Raw genomic sequence first — 19,072 nt, 5'->3', positions numbered from 1 at the left:
TCTTCCTGCTAGCACGTCGGTTGACCCGTCCGAGTGAGATCCAGTCTACAGCGGACACACCCGCCCGACCCAGACCCACACCCCCTCACCTGCACCTTCTCCCGGTCGCGCCGCATCGGCCGGACCGAACTGCCGCGAAATGCTTGCCTCGAGACGTTCCAGGGTCTAGCGTCCAATGTCATCAGACAACTCGTCCGATGGCTATGGACGACGCGGCGCGGACCCGCTTCCGCCCACCCGCCCCACCGGGTTCTCCGAAGGCGGTCCGCGTCCCGGAATCCTGACAGTGATTCTGCGCTTCCCGGGGCGGTTTTATCCAGCCTCACCAAAACTGCCCTCCCTCCTCCGAAACCCGTACCTTCAACGCTCCGGGGCGCGGTGCGTCACGCCCGGTGCCGGTCACATCGGACGGAATCTAGAGGTGATCATCGCCGCCGAAACCCGGTTGCCCAAAACTGGCCGCTTTTGCCCCATCCGATCAAGTGATTCAACGTCACGGGCATTGCTCTCAGCACATGCCGACAGCAGATATATGCATCGTCGGCGCCCCCGACCGGACACCGTCCTCACGCTGGTCACTTGCAGCAGAACCCGGGAGTGGTATGTGCGACGAATTCTGCGGGCCGGTCCTCGCGGCATGGCTCGCCCAAGGAGCCGGTGAGGTACAGCACCGGCTCGGCGAATGGGAACTCGCCAAGAACAGGGTGATGCTGCTGCCGGCCGGAGTGGAGTGGGACGCCGTCAGGATCCCCGAACGACCCGGCCACGAGATCCTCGCACGACTGCAGGACGGCGCCGCCCCCGTCGGGCCGGTCATGTGGGACCGGCGTTGCGGGTTCCTGTACATCCTGGTGCCGCCCGGCTCCGAGGACGTATGGTCCCCGCTCGGGCTGCGCTTCCTCACCCGCGGCGGATGGCTGGCCGCCGCCGACCCGCGGCGGCCGGCCCGGCATCCGGCGCTGTGGCTCTATTCCAGGGACGCCGTGCGGCTCACCAGCCCCGCGTATCTCTACATCGCCTGCCTGGAAGTGCTGACCGCCGGCGCGCGCCCCCTTCCGCGCGTTCCCGCTGCCCTGTGAGCCCCGCCGGGCCGCTCAGGCCCGGACCGCCCGCACGCGCGCACGATCCGTACGGTGCGCACAATGCGGCGTAACGCCGGGTGGCGGCGGAGGGCCTCGGCACGGACCGGACTGCCGCCGGGCAGGCGCAGGCTGGTGAGCCGGTGCCGCTTGAAGTACTGCGGGTGGCGCGGCAGATGGCGGCGGAGCCAGTCCTCGGCCTCCGGGCGCAGCGCGGGGTGGGGACGGGTCTGCATGCGGTACCCCGCGGTCCGCGGCCAGCGGGGCCAGTCGAGCGGCGGCCGCCTCCCCGCCGAGGGCGGACGGCCGGCCGACGACGGCCGCGTCCCGCTCCAGGTCGGGCAGGGCGGCGTCGACGAGGGTGAGCGGGATGCGGTCGCCGTTCTCGTACGGGGCGATGCGGTCGAGCAGCAGCCCGGTCCCGACGCGGGCGGCGGGAATGCCGTGGAGCGCGGCGGAGGTGACCAGGGCGGTGGAGGAACAGCCGACGACCAGCCCGGGGCGGTGCCGCGCGAGGAGGACCTCGGCGGCCACGGGCGCATCACGAGGAGACGGCGGCGACCGTCACGTGGCCCGAACAACCCCGCCCGGATGGCCGCCGTGACGGTCGCCGCCGCGTAGGGGGCGGCGGCGAAGAAGACCTGGGTCATCCACTCGTCCTTCGTGTCGCCGCGCGCCCGGCGCGGCATCCGGTCCGGGGCGCGGCGACGGCCGCTCGTGCATCAGCATCACGGACCTGATCCGCCGGATCCAAGCTGCGGCGCCGGATATCACCGGTCCGAGTGATGCGGCACGGAGTGAAGGGGCACCGAGCGGGAGGAGCGGTGCCGGGTACGGCGGCGCAGCGGTGCCCGGGGAGGCTCCCGAGAACTTCCTCGGAAAAAACTTCGGCCGACGTGTCGATCCCCGCGCCGCTCGTTCGACGCGTAGGCAGGAGCGGGGAGGATCCCCGCCGCAAGAGGTACGCAGAAGGAGAACGCGATGCGTTTCATGTCCCTGGTCAGGATCAACGAGGACAACGTCCCCGAGGGCGGCCCCGACGAGCGCCTGATGGAGGAGATGGGCAAGCTCATCGAGGAGATGTCCAAGGCCGGCGTGCTGCTGGACACCGCCGGGCTGCGCCCGACCTCCGAGGGGACGCGGCTGCACTGGGACCACGGGAAGCTGTCCGTCGTGGACGGGCCCTTCACCGAGTCCAAGGAGTTCATCGGCGGCTACGCGATCATCCAGGCGAAGTCGAAGGAGGAGGCCGTGGAGTGGACCACGCGCTTCCTGAAGGTCCACGGCGACGCCTGGGAGATCACCTGCGAGCTGCGGCAGGTCGAGGAGGCCCCGGAGCTCTCCTGACCTCCGCCGCCTCCGGGAACCGGTTGCCCCCGGCGGGAGCGGCTGCTCTGATGGGTGGCTGTGACGGCTTCGGCTTCGGCTTCGGGTTCCGACGACGCCCGCCGGGCGATCGAGGCGGTGTGGCGGATCGAGTCGGCCCGGGTGATCGCCGGTGTCGCGCGGATCGTGCGCGACATCGGCGTCGCCGAGGAACTGGCCCAGGACGCCCTGGTTGCCGCCCTCGAACAGTGGCCGGACGCCGGAGTGCCGGACAATCCGGGCGCCTGGCTGACGGCCGCGGCGAAGCACCGCGCGATCGACCTCGTCCGCCGCAAGGAGGTCTTCGCGCGCAAGCTCCGGGAACTGGGCCACGCCCTGGAGGCCGGGCAGGGGTCCGAGCCGGACTTCGCGGCGGCCGAGGCGGCCGCGGACGACGACATCGAGGACGACCTGCTGCGGCTGGTCTTCACCGCCTGCCACCCCCTGCTGTCCACCGAAGCCCGGGTGGCACTCACGCTGCGACTGCTCGGGGGCCTGACGACCGCCGAGATCGCGCGCGCCTACCTGGTCCCGGAGGCGACGGTCGCGCAGCGCATCGTCCGGGCGAAGCGGACGCTGGCGAAGGCGGGCGTGCCCTTCGAGCAGCCGCACGGGCCCGAGCGGGTCGAGCGGCTGTCCTCGGTCCTGGAGGTCATCTACCTGGTCTTCAACGAGGGCTACTCGGCGACCGCCGGCGACGACTGGATGCGCCCGGCACTGTGCGAGGACGCGCTGCGCCTCGCCCGGGTACTGGCCGCACTGATGCCCAAGGAGCCCGAGGTCCACGGGCTGGCCGCGCTGCTGGAGATCCAGGCCTCCCGCTCGGCTGCCCGCACCGGCCCGGACGGGCGGCCCGTCCTGCTGGCCGACCAGGACCGGCGGCGCTGGGACCAGCTGCTGATCCGCCGCGGCTTCGCCGCCCTCGCGCGCGCCGAGGCGGCGGGCGGCCCGCCGGGGCCGTACGCGCTGCAGGCCGCCATCGCCGCCTGCCACGCCCGGGCGCTGCACGCCCGGGACACCGACTGGCGGCGGATCGCGGAACTCTACGGGGCGCTGGCCCGGCGCTCGCCGTCGCCGGTCGTGGAGCTCAACCGCGCGGTCGCGGTGGCCATGGCGTACGGGCCGGGAGAAGGGCTCGCACTCGCCGACCGGCTCACCGACGAGCCCGCGCTGCGCGGCTACCACCTGCTGCCGAGCGTCCGCGGAGATCTGCTGGAGCGGCTCGGCAGGCACGCCGAGGCCCGCGAGGAGTTCCTGCGCGCCGCCTCACTCACCCGCAACGAGCGCGAGCGCGCCCTCCTGGTCGAACGCGCCGCCCGCGCGAGCCTGGCCGCCCGCGACGGCGGGACCTAGGAACGCGGTCCGCGCGGGGCGGCCGGCCCGGGGGGCACCGTCGTGGCGCCCGCCCCGCGCCCGCGTGCGGCGCCGTCGTCGAGGACGCCGACGACGGGGTGGCGATGGGCCTCGGGACCGCGCAGGGCGTGCAGCATGACGAGCATCAGCAGGGGGCACATCAGGGCCACGGCCAGGATGAAGATCGCGCCGATCGGGACGCCCACACCCACCGCGACCACCACGCCGGCCGCGGCGAGAAGCCCGTACAGCCCGTATCCGCGGCCGTTCGCCCTCGTCCTGCCCATCGCGGCCTCCCGCGGTTTCGCCGATGGCCCGGATTTCATCGTACGGCTCGTGGCGCGCGCCGCATCCGCACGCCAACCGCCCACGCCCGCCGCGGGGGTGACGGACGGGGGTCCCCGGCCGGCGCGCGCCCCCACGCGTCCCGCACGGACTTCCGCGCGCCCTCGTCCCGGGCGCGCGAAGCGGCTGGACATATGTCCCGCTCATGGCATCATCCTGCGATGTGCCGCTCGCGGCGCGGCGGGAACCGGGGCCGCGCGGGGGGGGGCGTCGCCACATGTGGCTGCGGCGGGTCACCGGAGTCCGGAGCACCCTCCCGCACGGCCCCGGTTCCCGCCGCGCCCGCGCACAGGACGTCCATCGTTGTCGACACCCGAGAGGGGCCGGGCATGACCGGAACGGCGAGCCGCTACCTCTATCTCACCCGGCACGCGGAGGCGCTGCCGGACGAGAGCGGCCTGACGGAGAACGGCTTCCGGCAGGCCGCTCTCCTCGGCGAGCGGCTCAAGGGCTCCCCGATCTCCGCCGTCCACCACAGTCCGCTGCCCCGGGCCGCGCAGTCCGCGGCCCTGATCGGCGAGCGGCTGGGGAGCGGCGTGCCCGTGGCGGCCGACGACCTCGCGGGGGACTACCCGCCGTACTTCCCGCCGGAGTCCGAGCTGCCGCCGGACAGCGCGTACTACCTCTCCCGTTTCCTGGACCACTTCAGCCCCGAGGAGCGCGCGTGGGGGCCGCAGCTGGCGACGGAGGCGCTGACCCGGTTCGCCGGGCCGCTGGCGGCGGGGAAGGCGGCCCACGAGCTGGTCGTCACGCACAACTTCCTGATCGGCTGGCTGGTCTCGGCCGCGCTGGACGCGCCGCGCTGGCGCTGGCTCAGCCTCAACCACGCCAACGCGGCCCTGACGGTGATCCGCTACACGCCCGGCCGCCCGACCTCCGTGCTGCTCCACAACGACATGCGGCATCTGCCGGAGGAGCTGCGCTGGACCGGATTCCCGGCCGAGCTGCACTTCTGAGGGCGCCGCCGGATCCGGCCCGGAGGGCGGGCCCCGCGCCCCGCTCGCCCCGGCGCGGGGCCAGGCAGCCGGGCAGGGGTCCCAGTGGCCTATGGCAACGTCCAGCCGGGCAGTGTTAGAAATGTCGGCATGGTCGACGTTTTCGACCGATTCGGGGCGTATCGATGCGGTCACTGACCGAGAAGAGCCCGCGGAGCGTCGCCGGACAGGTCTTCATCCTGCAGGTGGCGATCGTCGTGCTGCTCGTGGCGTGCGGCGTGATCGCGCTCGTCCTGCAGACCCGGCACGACAGCGAGCGCGAGGCCGTCAACCGTTCGATCGCGGCGGCGGGCACCTTCGCGCGCTCCCCCGGCCTGGTGGACGTGCTGAAGGAGCCCGATCCCTCCAAGACCCTCCAGCCCATCACGGAACTGGCCCGCAAGGAGGCCGGGGTCGACTTCATCGTGGTGATGGACACCGACGGGATCCGCTACACGCACCCGATCCCGAACCGGATCGGCAAACGGTTCGTGGGCACCATCGAGCCGTCCCTGCAGGGCAGGGTCTACACGGAGAGCGTGCACGGGCCGCTCGGCCACGAGGTCCAGGCGGTCGTGCCCGTCTTCGACCCCGTCGACGACCCGCACGGCGAGGTCGTGGCCCTGGTGTCGGCCGGCATGAAGGTGAAGAACGTGACCGGTGTGGTCACCCGGCAGCTGCCGATCATCCTCGGCGCCGGGGCCGCCGCGCTCGCCCTGGCCATGGGCGGCACGGCCCTGGTCGCCAAACGGCTGCGCCGGCAGACCCACCGCCTGGACGCGGCCGAGATGACCCGCATGTACGAGCACCACGACACGGTGCTGCACTCCGTGCGGGAGGGCGTGCTCATCGTCGGGGAGGACGGGCGGCTGCTGCTCGCCAACGACGAGGCCAAACGGCTCCTCGACCTCGCCCCCGACGCCGAGGGCCAGCGGGTCAGCGACCTGCCGGGACTCGACCCCGGGACGATCGAGCTGCTGACCTCCCGGCGGGTGGCCACCGACGAGGTCCTGCCCGCCGGGGAACGCCTGCTCGCGGTGAACCAGCGCCCCACGAACGGCCACGGCGGCCCCAAGGGCTCGATCGCGACCCTGCGGGACTCCACCGAGCTGCGGGCGCTGTCGGGCCGCGCAGAGGTCGCCCGCGAACGGCTGAAACTGCTCTACGACGCCGGCCTGGGCGTCGGCACCACCCTCGACGTGGTGCGCACCGCCGAGGAGCTGGCCCTGGTCGCCGTGCCGCGCTTCGCCGACTTCGTCACCGTCGACCTGGCCGACCCCGTGCTGCGCGGCGAGGAGCCGAGCGGGATCGCCGGGTCCGACATGCGCCGCACGGCCGTCAACGGCATCCGCGCGGACGCCCCGCTCTACCCGCTCGGCAAGCTGATCGACTTCCTGCCGTCCACGCCGCAGGCGCGCGGCTTCGGCAGCGGCCGTTCGGAGATCGTCACCGACCTCTCCGCCGACACCGGCTGGCTCGCCCAGGACCCGGAGCGCACCCACCGGATCATCGAGTACGGCATCCACTCGCTGATCGCGGCACCGCTCAAGGCGCGGGGCGTGGTGCTCGGCGTGGCCAACTTCTGGCGTTCGGAGAAGCCGGAGCCCTTCGACGAGGAGGACCTGTCCCTGGCGGAGGAGCTGGTCGCCCGCGCCGCGGTCAACATCGACAACGCGCGCCGCTACACCCGCGAGCACGCCCTGGCAGTCACCCTGCAGCGCAGCCTGCTGCCGCGCGCCCTGCCCGAGCAGAGCGCCCTGGACGTCGCCCACCGCTACCTGCCCGCGCAGTCCGGCGTGAGCGGCGACTGGTTCGACGTGATCCCGCTCCCGGGCAACCGGGTGGCGCTGGTCGTCGGCGACGTCGTGGGCCACGGGCTGCACGCCGCGGCCACGATGGGCCGGCTGCGCACCGCGGTGCACAACTTCTCCACCCTCGACCTGCCGCCCGACGAGCTCCTGGGCCACCTGGACGACCTGGTCGGCCGCATCGACCAGGACGAGTCCGGTACGGGCGTCGGAGCCGGCGTCATGGGCGCCAGCTGCCTGTACGCGATCTACGACCCCGTCTCGCGGCGCTGCGCGATGGCGCGGGCCGGGCACCACCCGCCCGCCCTGGTCCGCCCCGACGGCAGCGTGGAGTTCCCCGACCTGCCCGCCGGGCCGCCCCTGGGCCTGGGCGGCATGCCGTTCCAGACGGCGGAGCTGGAGCTGGAGGAGGGCACCCAGCTGGTGCTCTACACCGACGGCCTGATCGAGGACCGCACCAGGGACCTCGACGTCGGCATGGAGATGCTGAGGCAGGCCCTGGCCGACCACCCGCACCGGCCGCCCGAGCAGAGCTGCCACGCCGTGCTGAAGGCGCTGCTGCCCGACCGGCCCAAGGACGACGTGGCGCTGCTCATCGCCCGTACCCGGGCGACCCCCGCCGACCACGTCGCCGAATGGGACGTGCCCTTCGATCCCGCGGCCGTCTCGGGGATGCGGGCCGCAGTGGCGGAGAAGCTGGAGGTGTGGGGCCTGTCGGAGCTGGCCTTCGGCATGGAGTTGGTGCTCAGCGAACTGATCACCAACGCGATCCGCTACGCCACCGCGCCCATCAAGGTCCGGCTGCTGCTGGACCGGACCCTGACCTGCGAGGTGTCCGACGGCAGCAGCACCTCGCCGCATCTGCGCTACGCGGCCACCATGGACGAGGGCGGCCGCGGGCTGTTCCTCGTCGCCCAGATAGCCGAGCGCTGGGGCACCCGGTACACCCCCGAGGGCAAGGTCATCTGGGCGGAGCACCCGCTGCCCGCCTGGGAGGACGGCGAGGAGGGCGCCGACGAGGCCGGCGGCGCGCGGCTGACGGACGCGGTCGACGCCACGACGCGATGAGGACGCGCCGAGCGGCAGCCGCGGCGCCCGGGCGGGGCGGCGGGCTCAAGGGGGCGTCTCCGCCAGCACGCGGGCCCGGCACCGCGCCGGTGAGCCCCAGGCGGAACGCAGCGCGCGGGCCTTGGTGAGCCACAGGGACAGGTCGTACTCGGCGGTGTAGCCGAGGGCGCCGTGCAGCTGCAGCGCGGTGCGTGCCGCCGCGTAGGCGGCCTCGCCGCAGGCGGCCTTGGCGGCGGCGATGTCGGCCCCGGTCCCGGTCACGGCGGCGCCGTGCAGCAGGGGACGGGCGAACTCGACGGCGACCAGGGTGTCGGCCAGGCGGTGCTTGACGGCCTGGAAGGAACCGACCGGGACGCCGAACTGGTGCCGCCGCCGCACATGCCCGACCGTACGGGCCAGCAGCGCGAGGCCGGCGCCGAGGGACTGGGCGGCGGTGACGAGCGCGGCCCGGTCGGCGGCGCGGGCGGCCGCGGCCGGGACGGCGGGCCCGGCGGCCAGCACCGCCGCGCTGCCGGAATCCGGGCGGGCCAGGCGGCGGGCGGGGTCGAGGGAGGCGTGGACGGGGCCGTGGTCGCGGGCCAGCAGCAGCCGGTCGCCGGTCACGAGCAGGACCGCGTCGGCGGCGTCCGCGTCGAGGGCGTGGCCGCCCTCGGGGGCGGTGAGGGTGAGCACCGCCCGGCCGGCGGCGACACGGGGCAGCCACTCCTTGGCGGGGCCCGGGTCGGGGAGCGCGTCCAGGAGCGCGGCGGCGGCCACCGTCTCGACGACCGGGCCGGGGACGGCGTGCCGGCCCAGTTCGACGAAGGCGAGGGCGAGCTCGACGGGGCGCGGGCCGTAGCCGCCGTACGCCTCCGGGACGGCCAGCGCGAAGATCCCGGCGTCCGCGAGCCGGGCCCACAGCCGCCGCCCCGGGGCGTGGTCCCCCGCCGCCCACGCGCGGGCGGTCGCGGGCGTACCGGCGGCGGTGAGCATGCGGTCCAGGGTGCGGGCGAACTCGGTCTGCTCGGCGGTCGGCAGGAACCTCATCGGCGGCGCCCCTTCGGCAGCCCGAGCAGCCGCTCGGCGATGATGTCGCGCTGGATCTCGTTGGTGCCGGCGTACACAGGCCCGGCGAGGGCGAAGACGTACCCCTCGGCCCAGGGGCCCTCGGCTGCCTCGCCCAGCGGGCCGAGCAGGTCGAGCGCCGTCTCGTGCAGCGCGATGTCCAGCTCGGACCAGAAGACCTTGTTCAGGCTGGACGCGGCGCCGGAAGTGCCTCCGTCGGCGACGCGGGCGGCGTCGGCGTAGGCGGCCAGCTGGTACGCGCGGGCGCCGATCAGCGCGTCCGCGACACGGTCGCGGGCCGCCGGATCCGCGTCCTCGCCGCGGGCGCGCCACAGGGCCGCCAGGCGGCGGGCGGCCGCCGTGAAACGGCCGGGGCTGCGCAGGGTGAGTCCGCGCTCGTCGCCCGCCGTGCTCATGGCCACGCGCCAGCCGTCGCCGGGTGCGCCGACGACGTCGGCGTCGGGCACGAAGACGTCGTCCAGGAAGAGCTCGGCGAAGGCCGGTTTGCCGTCGAGGCGGCCGATGGGGCGCACGGTCACGCCGGGCGCGCCGAGGCCGAACATCAGATAGGTCAGCCCCTGATGGGGGCGCGGCGTCTCGGGGTGGCTGCGGAACAGCCCGAAGGCGCGGTCGGCGAATGCGGCCCGCGAGGACCAGGTCTTCTGGCCGCGCAGCAGCCACCCGCCGTCGGTGCGGGTGGCTGTGGAGCGCAGCGAGGCCAGGTCGGAGCCCGCCTCCGGCTCGGACCAGGCCTGCGCCCAGATCACCTCCCCGCGTGCCATGGGCGGCAGGACACGCTCGCGCTGCTCCTGGGTGCCGTGTTCGAGGAGGGTGGGGGCGAGCAGGCTGATGCCGTTCTGGCTGACCCGGCCGGGCGCCCCGGCCGCGTGGTACTCCTCCTCGAAGACCAGCCACTCGGTGAGCGACGCGCCCCGTCCCCCGTAGGCGGCGGGCCAGGAGACGACGGACCACCGGTCGGCGGCCAGCCGGCGCTCCCAGGCGCGGTGGGCGGCGAAGCCCTCGGCGGTCTCCAGGGAGGGCAGCGGGACGGCGGGGACGTGCGCGGCGAGCCACTCCCGCGCCTCGTGCCGGAACGACCGTTCCCCGGGGGTGAAGTCAAGATCCACCCGCTCCCCCTTCCCTAACAAGTGTTTGGTAGATTAACGTCGGTGGCGTGACTCCACCACCCCCGTACGAACCGGGCCACGCGCTGCTGGCGGATCGCACCGCGGTCGTCACCGCCGCCGCGGGCGCCGGCATCGGCGGCGCGACCGCCCGGCGCCTGCTGGAGGAGGGCGCCCGGGTGGTGATCGGCGACGCCCACGAGCGGCGGCTGAGGGAGTGCGCGGCGGCCCTGGCGGACGAGTTCGGGGCGGACCGGGTGGCCGGGCTGCCCTGCGACGTCACGGACGAGGCCCAGGTCGCGGCCCTGTTCGACCTCGCGGAGCGGCGGCACGGACGGCTCGACGTCGTGGTCAACAACGCCGGGCTCGGCGGCACCGCCGAGCTCACCGCGATGACCGACGACCAGTGGGCGAGGGTCCTGGACGTCACCTTGAACGGCACCTTCCGCTGCACCCGCGCCGCCCTGCGCCGGATGAAGGCCGCCGGGGCCGGCGGCGTCATCGTCAACAACGCCTCCGTCGTCGGCTGGCGCGCCCAGGCCGGGCAGGCGCACTACGCCGCGGCCAAGGCCGGGGTCATGGCGCTCACCCGCTGCGCGGCGGTGGAGGCGGCGGCCTACGGGGTGCGGGTCAACGCCGTCTCCCCCAGCCTCGCCATGCACCCGCACCTGGTGAAGGTCACCACTCCCGAACTGCTGGAGGAGCTGACCGCGCGCGAGGCCTTCGGCCGCCACGCCGAGCCCTGGGAGGTCGCCAACGTGATCGTCTTCCTGGCCTCCGGCTACTCCTCGTACATGACCGGGGAGGTCGTCCCCGTGAGCAGCCAGCACGCCTGAAGCGAGAATGATCCCCGTGCCGAAGACCACGCCGAAGACCGCGCCGAAGACCGCGCCGAAGACCGCCAAGAGCCCCACGGGCGCCGGGGCCCCCTCCGACGGTCGCCGCGCCGAGATCCTCGCGACCGCCGCCAGGGTGTTCGCCGCTCAGGGCTACAACGCCACCACCGTCCGGCGGATCGCCGACGAGGCGGGGATGCTCGCGGGCAGCCTCTACTACCACTTCGACTCCAAGGAGTCGATGCTGGACGAGATCCTGTCGGCCTTCCTCGACGAGCTGTGGGCCGGTTACGACGGTGTGCTCGCGGCCGGCCTCGGCCCCCGGGAGACCGTGGAGGCCCTGGTCACCGAGTCCTTCCGGGAGATCGACCGGCATCTGGACGCCGTCGCGATCTACCAGCGGGAGGCCCGGCACCTGGCGGCGGCCCAGCCGCGCTTCGCCTATCTCGCCGAGTCCCAGCGCAGGTTCGAGCGGCTGTGGCTCGGGACGCTGGAACGCGGCGCCGCCGCCGGGGTGTTCCGCGCCGACCTCGACCTGCGGCTGGCGTACCGCTTCGTCCGCGACACGGTCTGGGTCGCGGCGTCCTGGTACCGGCCCGGCGGGCAGCACAGCCCCGAGGAGATCGCCCGGCAGTACCTGTCGATGGTGCTGGACGGCGTCGCCGTCCGGGAATGACAGAGCGACACTCGTTCACACGGAGGAGCAGTCATGACCGAGGCCTACATCGTCGAAGCGGTCCGCACCCCCGTCGGGCGGCGCGGCGGCGGGCTGTCCGCGGTCCACCCCGCCGACCTGGGCGCCCACATCCTGAAGGCGCTGATGGAACGCTCGGGGGTCGACCCGGCCGCCGTCGAGGACGTCGTCTTCGGCTGCCTCGACCAGGTCGGCCCGCAGGCCGGCGACATCGCCCGCACCAGCTGGCTGGCGGCCGGGCTGCCCGAGGAGGTCCCCGGCGTCACCGTCGACCGCCAGTGCGGCTCCTCCCAGCAGGCCGTCCACTTCGCCGCCCAGGGCGTGCTGTCCGGCACCCAGGACCTCGTCGTGGCCGGCGGCGTCCAGAACATGTCCGCCATCCCCATCGGATACGCCAACCACAGGGCCGTCGAACCGCTCGGCATGACGGCGGGCCCCTTCGCCGGCTCCGAGGGCTGGCGCGCCCGCTACGGGAGCACGCCGGTGAGCCAGTTCCACGGCGCCGAGCTCATCGCCGGGAAGTGGGGCATCACCCGCGAGGCCATGGAGGAGTTCGCGCTGCGCTCCCACCGGCGTGCGATCGCCGCCGCCGACGGGGGCCGCTTCGACCGCGAACTCGCCCCGTACGCGGGCGTGACCGCCGACGAGGGCCCGCGCCGTGACACCTCCCTGGAGAAGATGGCCGGACTCAAGCCCCTGGTCGAGGGCGGCCGGCTGACCGCCGCCCTCTCCTCCCAGGTCTCCGACGGGGCCTCGGCCATGCTCATCGCCTCCGAGCGCGCGGTCCGCGAGCACGGGCTCACCCCGCGGGCCCGCGTCCACCATCTCTCGGTGCGCGGGGAGGACCCCGTCCGCATGCTCTCCGCCCCCATACCGGCGACCGCCCACGCCCTGAAGAAGACCGGCATGACCATCGACGACATCGACCTGGTCGAGATCAACGAGGCCTTCGCCCCGGTCGTCCTCGCCTGGCTCAAGGAGACCGGCGCCGACCCCGACCGGGTCAACGTCAACGGCGGCGCCATCGCTCTGGGCCACCCGCTGGGCGCGACCGGCGTGAAGCTGATGACGACCCTTCTGCACGAACTGGAGCGCACCGGCGGGCGGTACGGCCTCCAGACCATGTGCGAGGGCGGCGGCCAGGCCAACGTCACCATCATCGAACGGCTCTGAGGCCGGGGACGGGGTCCCGCGCCGCGGGGCCGCGCGCACAGGGCGAGCGCCGCGATCACCCGGCGCGCGGGTGGGTCCGCCCGCCACGCGGCGGCCCCGAAGGCGCCTCCGGACATCTCGGCAGCGGCCGGGGCAGTACGACGTACACCGGGGGACGGCCGAGCCTGGCCGGGCACCACCGCACACGCCCGGTGTGCGCGGACTCCGCCGGCGCGGCGGCATGCCGCGCCCTCACCCGGAACCGCCCGGTGTCGGGCACCGCACCCGCCAGCGGCGTCGAGGGCCCGCGTCACCGCCCCCGCGTCATTCCCCCTCCGTACGCGACCCGTAGACCCGGCCCGGGGGCTCCGCCGCCGTCAGCAGTCTCACGGCGGCCTCCCCCGCCTCCGCGGGCGTCCAGCGCGCGCCCCGGTCGGCTGTGGGGCCCGGCCGCCAGCCCTCCATGACCGTGAGGCGGCCGCCCTCGGCCTCGAAGACGCGCCCCGTGACCCCGGCCGAGGCGGCGGACCCGAGCCAGACGACGAGCGGCGAGACGTTCTCCGGCGCCATCGTGTCGAAAGCACCGGCGCCGGGCGCGGCCATGGCCTCGGCGAAGACCCGCTCGGTCATCCGGGTGCGGGCCGCCGGTGCGACGGCGTTCACCCGTACCCCGTAGCGCGCCAGCTCTGCCGCCGCCACGAGCGTCAGGCCGACGACGCCCGCCTTCGCCGTCGCGTAGTTGCCCTGCCCGACGCTGCCGAGCAGCCCCGCGCCCGACGTGGTGTTGACGACCCGCGCGTCGGGGGTGCGGCCCGCCCGGGTCTCGGCGCGCCAGTACGCGGCCGCGTGCTTCAACGGCAGGAAATGTCCGGTCAGATGCACCCGCAGGACGGCTTCCCAGTCGTCCTCGTCCAGGTTGACCAGCATGCGGTCGCGCAGGAAGCCCGCGTTGTTGACCAGGGTGTCAAGACGTCCGAAGGCGTCCAGGGCGGTGGTGACCAGTGAGGCGGCGCCCGCGGGGGTGGCGATGTCGCCGTCGTGCGCGACGGCCGCACCGCCGCGGGCGCGGATCTCGGCGACGACCTCGTGCGCGGGAGCGGCCGAGCCCCCGGCGCCGTCGGGACCGACGCCGAGGTCGTTCACCACGACTTCGGCCCCCTCGGCTGCGAACGCGAGGGCGTGCGCACGGCCGAGCCCGCGCCCCGCCCCGGTGACGGCGACCACGCGCCCGGTGCAGATTCCCGTCATCCAGCCGTCCTCTCGCGTCATCCCGTCCCGCCTCCGTTCCGGGCCGCGGCGAGGAACGCCGGGGGTTCCCCTCCGCCGTGCAGGTGCAGACTGGCTCCGCTGATGTAGCGGGCCCGCTCGGACGCGAGGAAGACGCAGGCGTCGCCCACCTCCCCCGGCTCCGCGAGCCGCCCGAGCGGCACCGTGCGCTCCACCGCGGCGACGCCGTCCTCGTCGCCGTAGTGCAGATGCGACAGCTCGGTGCGGACCATGCCGAGCACAAGGGTGTTGACCCGGATCAGCGGGGCCCATTCGACGGCCATGGAGCGCGCCAGACTCTCCAGGCCGGCCTTGGCGGCCCCGTAGGCGGCCGTGCCCGGTGAGGGCCGGGTGCCGCTGACGCTGCCGATCATCACGATCGCACCGCCCTCTGCTTGACGCCTCATCACCTCATGGGCCGCCAGCGAGGCGTTGAGCGGCGCGATCAGGTTGAGCTCGACGACGCGTGCGTGCCGCTCGGGTTCCGCCTCGCCCAGCAGCCGGTAAGGCGTCCCGCCCGCGTTGTTGACGAGGACGTCGATGCGTCCGTACGCCTCCGCCACCGCGCGCAGGCACTGCGCCGTGGCGGCCGGGTCGCGCAGGTCCACCGCGTGGAAGCGGGCCCCGCCGGGGGCCTGCCGCGGAGGCGGCCGGCGGGCGCAGACCACGACGCGCGCGCCGGCCTCCGCGAAGGCGGTGGCGATACCCGCGCCGACGCCGCGCGTGCCGCCGGTGACGACGGCGACCCGGTCCGACAGATCGACAGTCACGCTCACGCCGGAGTACCTTTCCCCTAACAAACGTTTGGTGGAAAGGTAGCTGATCCTCGCATGACTGTCTCCACCTCGCACCCCGAACCCGGCGTCGCCGCCGTCACCGTCGACCATCCGCCGGTCAACGCCCTTCCCGTACGCGGCTGGTACGAGCTCGCCGACGCGCTGCGCGCCGCCGGCCGCGACCAGGACACCCGCTGCGTCGTCCTGCGCGCCGAGGGCCGCGGCTTCAACGCGGGCGTCGACATCAAGGAGATGCAGCGCACCGCGGGCCACACCGCCCTGATCGGCGCCAACCGCGGCTGTTACGAGGCCTTCGCCGCCGTCTACGAATGCGAGGTGCCGGTCGTCGCGGCCGTGCAGGGCTTCTGCCTCGGCGGCGGCGTCGGCCTGGTCGGCAACGCGGACGCCGTCGTCGCCGCCGAGGACGCCGCCTTCGGACTGCCCGAGCTGGACCGGGGCGCCCTGGGCGCGGCCACCCATCTCGCGCGCCTGGTACCCCAGCACTTGATGCGCACGCTCTACTTCACCTCGCGCACCGTCACCGCCGCGGAACTGCACCGCCACGGCTCCGTCTGGCAGGTCGTGCCGCGCGAGGACCTCGACGCCGCGGCCCTCGGCCTCGCCCGTGAGATCGCGGCCAAGGACGGCGAGCTCCTGCGTCTCGCCAAAGCCGCCATCAACGGTATCGACCCCGTCGACGTCCGCCGCAGCTACCGCTTCGAACAGGGCTTCACCTTCGAGGCCAACCTCAGCGGCGTCGCGGACCGGCACCGCGACGCCTTCGTGTCCGGTTCCGGGAGGCGGCGGTGAGCGGCAAGGTCATGACCGCGGACGAGGTGGCGTCCGCGCTCCGCTCCGGCATGACGGTCGGCATCGGCGGCTGGGGGTCCCGCCGCAAGCCGATGGCCCTGGTGAAGGCCATCCTGCGCTCCGGCGTCACGGACCTGACCGTCGTCTCCTACGGGGGGCCGGACGTCGGCCTGCTGGCCGCGGCGGGCCGGATCCGCAAGCTGGTCGCCGCGTTCGTCAGCCTGGACTCGATCCCGCTCGAACCGCACTTCCGCGCCGCCCGGCAGCGCGGTGCCTTCGAGTTCACCGAGCTGGACGAGGCGATGCTGATGTGGGGCCTGACGGCCGCCGCGCACCGGCTGCCCTTCCTGCCGCTCCGCGCGGGGCTCGGCTCCGACGTGATGCGGGTCAACCCCGCGCTGCGGACGATCACCTCGCCGTACGACGACGGCGAGGAGCTGGTCGCCGTCCCCGCGCTGCGCCTGGACGCCGCACTGGTCCACCTCAATCGCGCCGACGCCCGCGGCAACGGCCAGTACCTGGGCCCGGACCCGTACTTCGACGACCTCTTCTGCCAGGCGGCGGACGCCGCCTATGTGTCGTGCGAACGCATCGTCGACACGGCCGACCTGCTCAAGGCCGCGGGCCCGCAATCCCTGCTGGTGAAGCGGCAATTCGTCACCGGGATCATCGAGGCCCCCCTCGGCGCGCACTTCACCTCCTGCGTCCCGGACTACGACCGCGACGAGGCCTTCCAGCGGGAGTACGCCAGGGCCGCCGCCGACCCCGGCGCATGGGCGGCCTTCGCCGGTCGGCTGCTGTCCGGCGGAGCGGAGGGGCGCCCGTGAATCCCACCCGTGCCGAGTACGCCGTCGTCGCCTGCGCCGAGGCATGGCGCGGCGACGGCGAGATCCTGGCCAGCCCCATGGGCCTGATCCCCTCCCTGGGCGCGCGGCTGGCCCGGCTGACCTTCGCGCCCGATCTGCTGCTCACCGACGGCGAGGCCCTGCTGCTGGACGCGGCGGGCGAGGTGGAGGGCTGGCTGCCGTACCGACAGCACCTGGCGCTGGTCACCGGCGGGCGGCGGCACGTGATGATGGGCGCGAGCCAGCTCGACCGGTACGGCAACCAGAACATCTCCTGCATCGGCGACTGGCACCGGCCCTCGCGGCAGCTGCTGGGGGTGCGCGGCGCCCCCGTCAACACGCTCAACAATCCGACCAGTTACTGGGTGCCGCGGCACTCGCCCCGGGTCTTCGTCGAACGCGTCGACATGGTGTGCGGCGTCGGCCACGACCGGGCGGCGGCGGCCGGCCCGTCGGCCACCCGGTTCCACGACATCCGGCGCGTCGTCAGCGACCTCGGCGTCTTCGACTTCGAGACCCCCGACCGCACCATGCGCGTCCGTTCCCTGCACCCCGGGGTGAGCCCCACGGACCTCCAGGAGGCCACCGGCTTCCCGCTCCCGGTGCCCGCGGACCTGCCGTGCACCCGCCGGCCCGGCGCCGGGGAACTGCGGCTGATCCGCACCGTCCTCGACCCCGAGGGGCTGCGGGAGCGGGAGGTGCGGGGCTGATGGAGACCGCGCTGACCCGGCTCGTCGGAATCCGCCACCCCCTGGTGCAGACCGGCATGGGCTGGGTCGCCGGTCCCCGCCTGGTGTCGGCCACGGCCAACGCCGGGGCGCTCGGCATCCTCGCCTCGGCCACCATGACCCCCGACCGGCTGCGCGAGGCCGTGCGCGAGGTGCGGGAACGCACCAAGGGGGCGCACTTCGGGGTCAACCTGCGGGCGGACGCGGGCGACGCCGCGGAAAGGGTGCGCATCGTCATCGAGGAGGGCGTCCGCGTCGCCTCCTTCGCGCTGGCCCCCTCCCGCGAGTTGATCGCCCGCCTCAAGGACGCGGGAGTCGTCGTCATCCCCTCCGTCGGGGCGCGCCGGCACGCCGAGAAGGTCGCCGCCTGGGGCGCGGACGCCGTCCTGGTGCAGGGCGGCGAGGGCGGCGGCCATACCGGGAACGTCGCCACCACGGTGCTGCTGCCTCAGGTCGTGGACGCGGTCGGCATCCCCGTGATCGCGGCTGGCGGCTTCTTCGACGGCCGCGGCCTGGCCGCCGCCCTCGCCTACGGCGCGGCGGGCGTCGGCATGGGCACCCGCTTCCTGCTCACCTCCGACAGCCCGGTGCCCGACGCGGTCAAGGCCCGCTATCTGGCCGCCTCCGTGCGGGACGTCGTCGTCACCGACCGCGTCGACGGGCTGCCCCACCGCATGCTCCGCACCGACCTGGTGGCCGCCCTGGAGCGCTCGGGGAGGGCCGCCGCCCTGCTGCGCGCGCTGCGGCACGCGGCGGCCTTCCGCCGCGTCTCGGGGATGAGCGCGCACGCCATGGTGCGCGACGGCCTGGCGATGCGGCACGGCAGAAAACTGACGTGGAGTCAGACCCTGTTCGCCGCCAGTACGCCGATGATGCTCAAGTCCGCGATGGTCGACGGCCGCCCGGACCTCGGGGTGATGGCCGCCGGGCAGGTCGCGGGCGTCATCGCCGACCTGCCCTCCTGTGCGGAACTCGTCGAGCGCGTCATGGCCGACGCCGAGCGGACCCTCGCCCGGCTGGCCGCGCTCGGCACGCCCTGACGGGTACCTGGAAGGCCCCCAGCCGGGCGCGGCCGTACCCGGCGCCTGGTTCCGCACGGTGCTCCGCGATCCGCTGGGACGCGGGCACCGTGCCGCCGGCCCCGCCGTGGCCGTCGCCGCCCGGACTGCGGAGGTCCCTCTCCCGGCCGACAATGAGGACATGGCCGCCAACGAGATCCAGCGGAGTTTCGACGAGGCGATCGACTGGTTCACGACGCAGGTGCACGCCGTCCGCGACGACCAGTGGTCGGCGCCGACCCCGTGCAGCCAGTGGTCGGTCCGCGACCTGGTGAACCATCTGACCGTCGAACAGCTCTGGGTGCCGCCCCTGGTGACGGACGGCTCGGCGATCGACGAGGTCGGCGACACCTACGGGGGCGACCGGCTCGGCGACGATCCCGTCGCCGCCTGGGACCGCGCCGCCGCGGCGGCGCGCGAGGCCTTCCAGGCCCCCGAGGCGCTCGACCGGACCGTGCACCTGTCGTTCGGCGACACCTCCGCGGCCGACTACTGTGCGCAGATGATGTCCGACGCGGCCATCCACGGCTGGGACCTGGCACGGGCGATCGGCGGCGACGAGACGATGCCCGGCGGCCTGGCCGCCGCGACGCTGCGCGAAGTAGCGCCGTTCGCGGCTGAGCTGGCCGGGAGCGGCCTGTTCGCCGACCCGGTGGACCCGCCGCCGGACGCCGACGAGCAGACGCGGCTGCTCTGCCTCAGCGGCCGTCACCCCTGACGGCGGCCCGGTCCGGCGAACGGGCCCGG

At 74.4% G+C, this 19,072-nt stretch carries 19 protein-coding genes; 13 read left to right on the top strand and 6 right to left on the bottom strand.

Annotated elements, in window-relative coordinates; all coding sequences use genetic code 11:
- Nucleotides 1-602: 602 nt before the first annotated feature.
- Complete coding sequence (locus tag ACWDAS_RS32210) at nucleotides 603-1,079, top strand: hypothetical protein (protein WP_450398011.1); 477 nt, start codon at nucleotides 603-605, stop codon at nucleotides 1,077-1,079.
- Nucleotides 1,080-1,094: 15 nt separating this feature from the next.
- Here the strand turns inward: ACWDAS_RS32210 and ACWDAS_RS32205 are convergent, their stop codons facing one another.
- Nucleotides 1,095-1,613, bottom strand: coding sequence for a hypothetical protein (locus ACWDAS_RS32205; protein ID WP_450398009.1), 519 nt, complete (start codon nucleotides 1,611-1,613; stop codon nucleotides 1,095-1,097).
- A 447-nt stretch (nucleotides 1,614-2,060) separates the two neighbouring features.
- Here ACWDAS_RS32205 and ACWDAS_RS32200 point away from each other — a divergent pair, with 447 nt between their 5' ends.
- A complete protein-coding gene (locus ACWDAS_RS32200; RefSeq protein ID WP_450398007.1) occupies nucleotides 2,061-2,426 on the top strand; it encodes a YciI family protein in 366 nt (121 codons plus the stop codon).
- Between the two features lie 54 nt (nucleotides 2,427-2,480).
- A complete protein-coding gene (locus tag ACWDAS_RS32195; RefSeq protein WP_450398005.1) occupies nucleotides 2,481-3,797 on the top strand; it encodes an RNA polymerase sigma factor in 1,317 nt (438 codons plus the stop codon).
- On the opposite strand, the gene ACWDAS_RS32190 is transcribed toward ACWDAS_RS32195, so the two are convergent.
- A complete protein-coding gene (locus ACWDAS_RS32190) occupies nucleotides 3,794-4,084 on the bottom strand; it encodes a hypothetical protein (RefSeq protein ID WP_450398004.1) in 291 nt (96 codons plus the stop codon). The two genes, ACWDAS_RS32195 and ACWDAS_RS32190, sit on opposite strands and share 4 nt — an antisense overlap.
- A gap of 387 nt (nucleotides 4,085-4,471) precedes the next feature.
- Between ACWDAS_RS32190 and ACWDAS_RS32185 the strand changes: the two genes are divergently transcribed.
- Together ACWDAS_RS32185 and ACWDAS_RS32180 are read left to right on the top strand one after the other, a co-directional pair.
- Nucleotides 4,472-5,098: a histidine phosphatase family protein gene (locus ACWDAS_RS32185; RefSeq protein WP_450398002.1), complete on the top strand. Its 627-nt coding sequence runs from the start codon at nucleotides 4,472-4,474 to the stop codon at nucleotides 5,096-5,098.
- A gap of 164 nt (nucleotides 5,099-5,262) precedes the next feature.
- Complete coding sequence (locus tag ACWDAS_RS32180; protein WP_450398000.1) at nucleotides 5,263-7,992, top strand: SpoIIE family protein phosphatase; 2,730 nt, start codon at nucleotides 5,263-5,265, stop codon at nucleotides 7,990-7,992.
- 45 nt (nucleotides 7,993-8,037) lie between these two features.
- On the opposite strand, the gene ACWDAS_RS32175 is transcribed toward ACWDAS_RS32180, so the two are convergent.
- Together ACWDAS_RS32175 and ACWDAS_RS32170 are read right to left on the bottom strand one after the other, a co-directional pair.
- On the bottom strand, nucleotides 8,038-9,018 hold the full coding sequence (locus ACWDAS_RS32175) for an acyl-CoA dehydrogenase family protein (RefSeq protein WP_450397998.1): 981 nt from the start codon (nucleotides 9,016-9,018) through the stop codon (nucleotides 8,038-8,040).
- Nucleotides 9,015-10,163, bottom strand: a complete 1,149-nt coding sequence (locus ACWDAS_RS32170) for an acyl-CoA dehydrogenase family protein (protein ID WP_450397997.1) — start codon at nucleotides 10,161-10,163, stop codon at nucleotides 9,015-9,017. The genes ACWDAS_RS32175 and ACWDAS_RS32170 overlap by 4 nt, the downstream gene beginning before the upstream one ends.
- Nucleotides 10,164-10,210: 47 nt before the next feature.
- Here ACWDAS_RS32170 and ACWDAS_RS32165 point away from each other — a divergent pair, with 47 nt between their 5' ends.
- The 3 genes from ACWDAS_RS32165 (at nucleotide 10,211) to ACWDAS_RS32155 (ending at nucleotide 12,863) form a co-directional block, all read left to right on the top strand.
- Nucleotides 10,211-10,996: an SDR family oxidoreductase gene (locus ACWDAS_RS32165; protein ID WP_450397995.1), complete on the top strand. Its 786-nt coding sequence runs from the start codon at nucleotides 10,211-10,213 to the stop codon at nucleotides 10,994-10,996.
- A 115-nt stretch (nucleotides 10,997-11,111) separates the two neighbouring features.
- A complete protein-coding gene (locus tag ACWDAS_RS32160; RefSeq protein WP_450398027.1) occupies nucleotides 11,112-11,672 on the top strand; it encodes a TetR/AcrR family transcriptional regulator in 561 nt (186 codons plus the stop codon).
- Nucleotides 11,673-11,705: 33 nt separating this feature from the next.
- Entirely contained in the window at nucleotides 11,706-12,863 is a 1,158-nt protein-coding gene (locus ACWDAS_RS32155) for an acetyl-CoA C-acetyltransferase (protein WP_450397993.1), read from the top strand.
- 303 nt (nucleotides 12,864-13,166) lie between these two features.
- On the opposite strand, the gene ACWDAS_RS32150 is transcribed toward ACWDAS_RS32155, so the two are convergent.
- Both ACWDAS_RS32150 and ACWDAS_RS32145 read right to left on the bottom strand, forming a co-directional pair.
- Complete coding sequence (locus tag ACWDAS_RS32150) at nucleotides 13,167-14,090, bottom strand: SDR family oxidoreductase (RefSeq protein WP_450398026.1); 924 nt, start codon at nucleotides 14,088-14,090, stop codon at nucleotides 13,167-13,169.
- A 17-nt stretch (nucleotides 14,091-14,107) separates the two neighbouring features.
- On the bottom strand, nucleotides 14,108-14,884 hold the full coding sequence (locus ACWDAS_RS32145; RefSeq protein WP_450397991.1) for an SDR family oxidoreductase: 777 nt from the start codon (nucleotides 14,882-14,884) through the stop codon (nucleotides 14,108-14,110).
- A 54-nt stretch (nucleotides 14,885-14,938) separates the two neighbouring features.
- Between ACWDAS_RS32145 and ACWDAS_RS32140 the strand changes: the two genes are divergently transcribed.
- From ACWDAS_RS32140 to ACWDAS_RS32120, 5 genes are all read left to right on the top strand, one after another.
- A complete protein-coding gene (locus ACWDAS_RS32140; RefSeq protein ID WP_450397990.1) occupies nucleotides 14,939-15,694 on the top strand; it encodes an enoyl-CoA hydratase family protein in 756 nt (251 codons plus the stop codon).
- Nucleotides 15,691-16,521, top strand: coding sequence for a CoA transferase subunit A (locus tag ACWDAS_RS32135; RefSeq protein ID WP_450397988.1), 831 nt, complete (start codon nucleotides 15,691-15,693; stop codon nucleotides 16,519-16,521). Before ACWDAS_RS32140 ends, ACWDAS_RS32135 begins: the two co-directional genes overlap by 4 nt.
- Nucleotides 16,518-17,249, top strand: coding sequence for a CoA-transferase subunit beta (locus ACWDAS_RS32130; RefSeq protein ID WP_450397986.1), 732 nt, complete (start codon nucleotides 16,518-16,520; stop codon nucleotides 17,247-17,249). The genes ACWDAS_RS32135 and ACWDAS_RS32130 overlap by 4 nt, the downstream gene beginning before the upstream one ends.
- Nucleotides 17,249-18,307, top strand: coding sequence for an NAD(P)H-dependent flavin oxidoreductase (locus tag ACWDAS_RS32125; protein WP_450397984.1), 1,059 nt, complete (start codon nucleotides 17,249-17,251; stop codon nucleotides 18,305-18,307). The genes ACWDAS_RS32130 and ACWDAS_RS32125 overlap by 1 nt, the downstream gene beginning before the upstream one ends.
- A 160-nt stretch (nucleotides 18,308-18,467) precedes the next feature.
- Nucleotides 18,468-19,043 carry a TIGR03086 family metal-binding protein gene (locus ACWDAS_RS32120; RefSeq protein WP_450397982.1) on the top strand — a complete coding sequence of 192 codons (576 nt, stop codon included), beginning with the start codon at nucleotides 18,468-18,470 and terminating at the stop codon, nucleotides 19,041-19,043.
- Nucleotides 19,044-19,072: the final 29 nt, after the last annotated feature.

The organism is Streptomyces sp. NPDC001070, from assembly GCF_053598835.1.
This window is presented reverse-complemented; position numbering and strand designations above follow the sequence as displayed.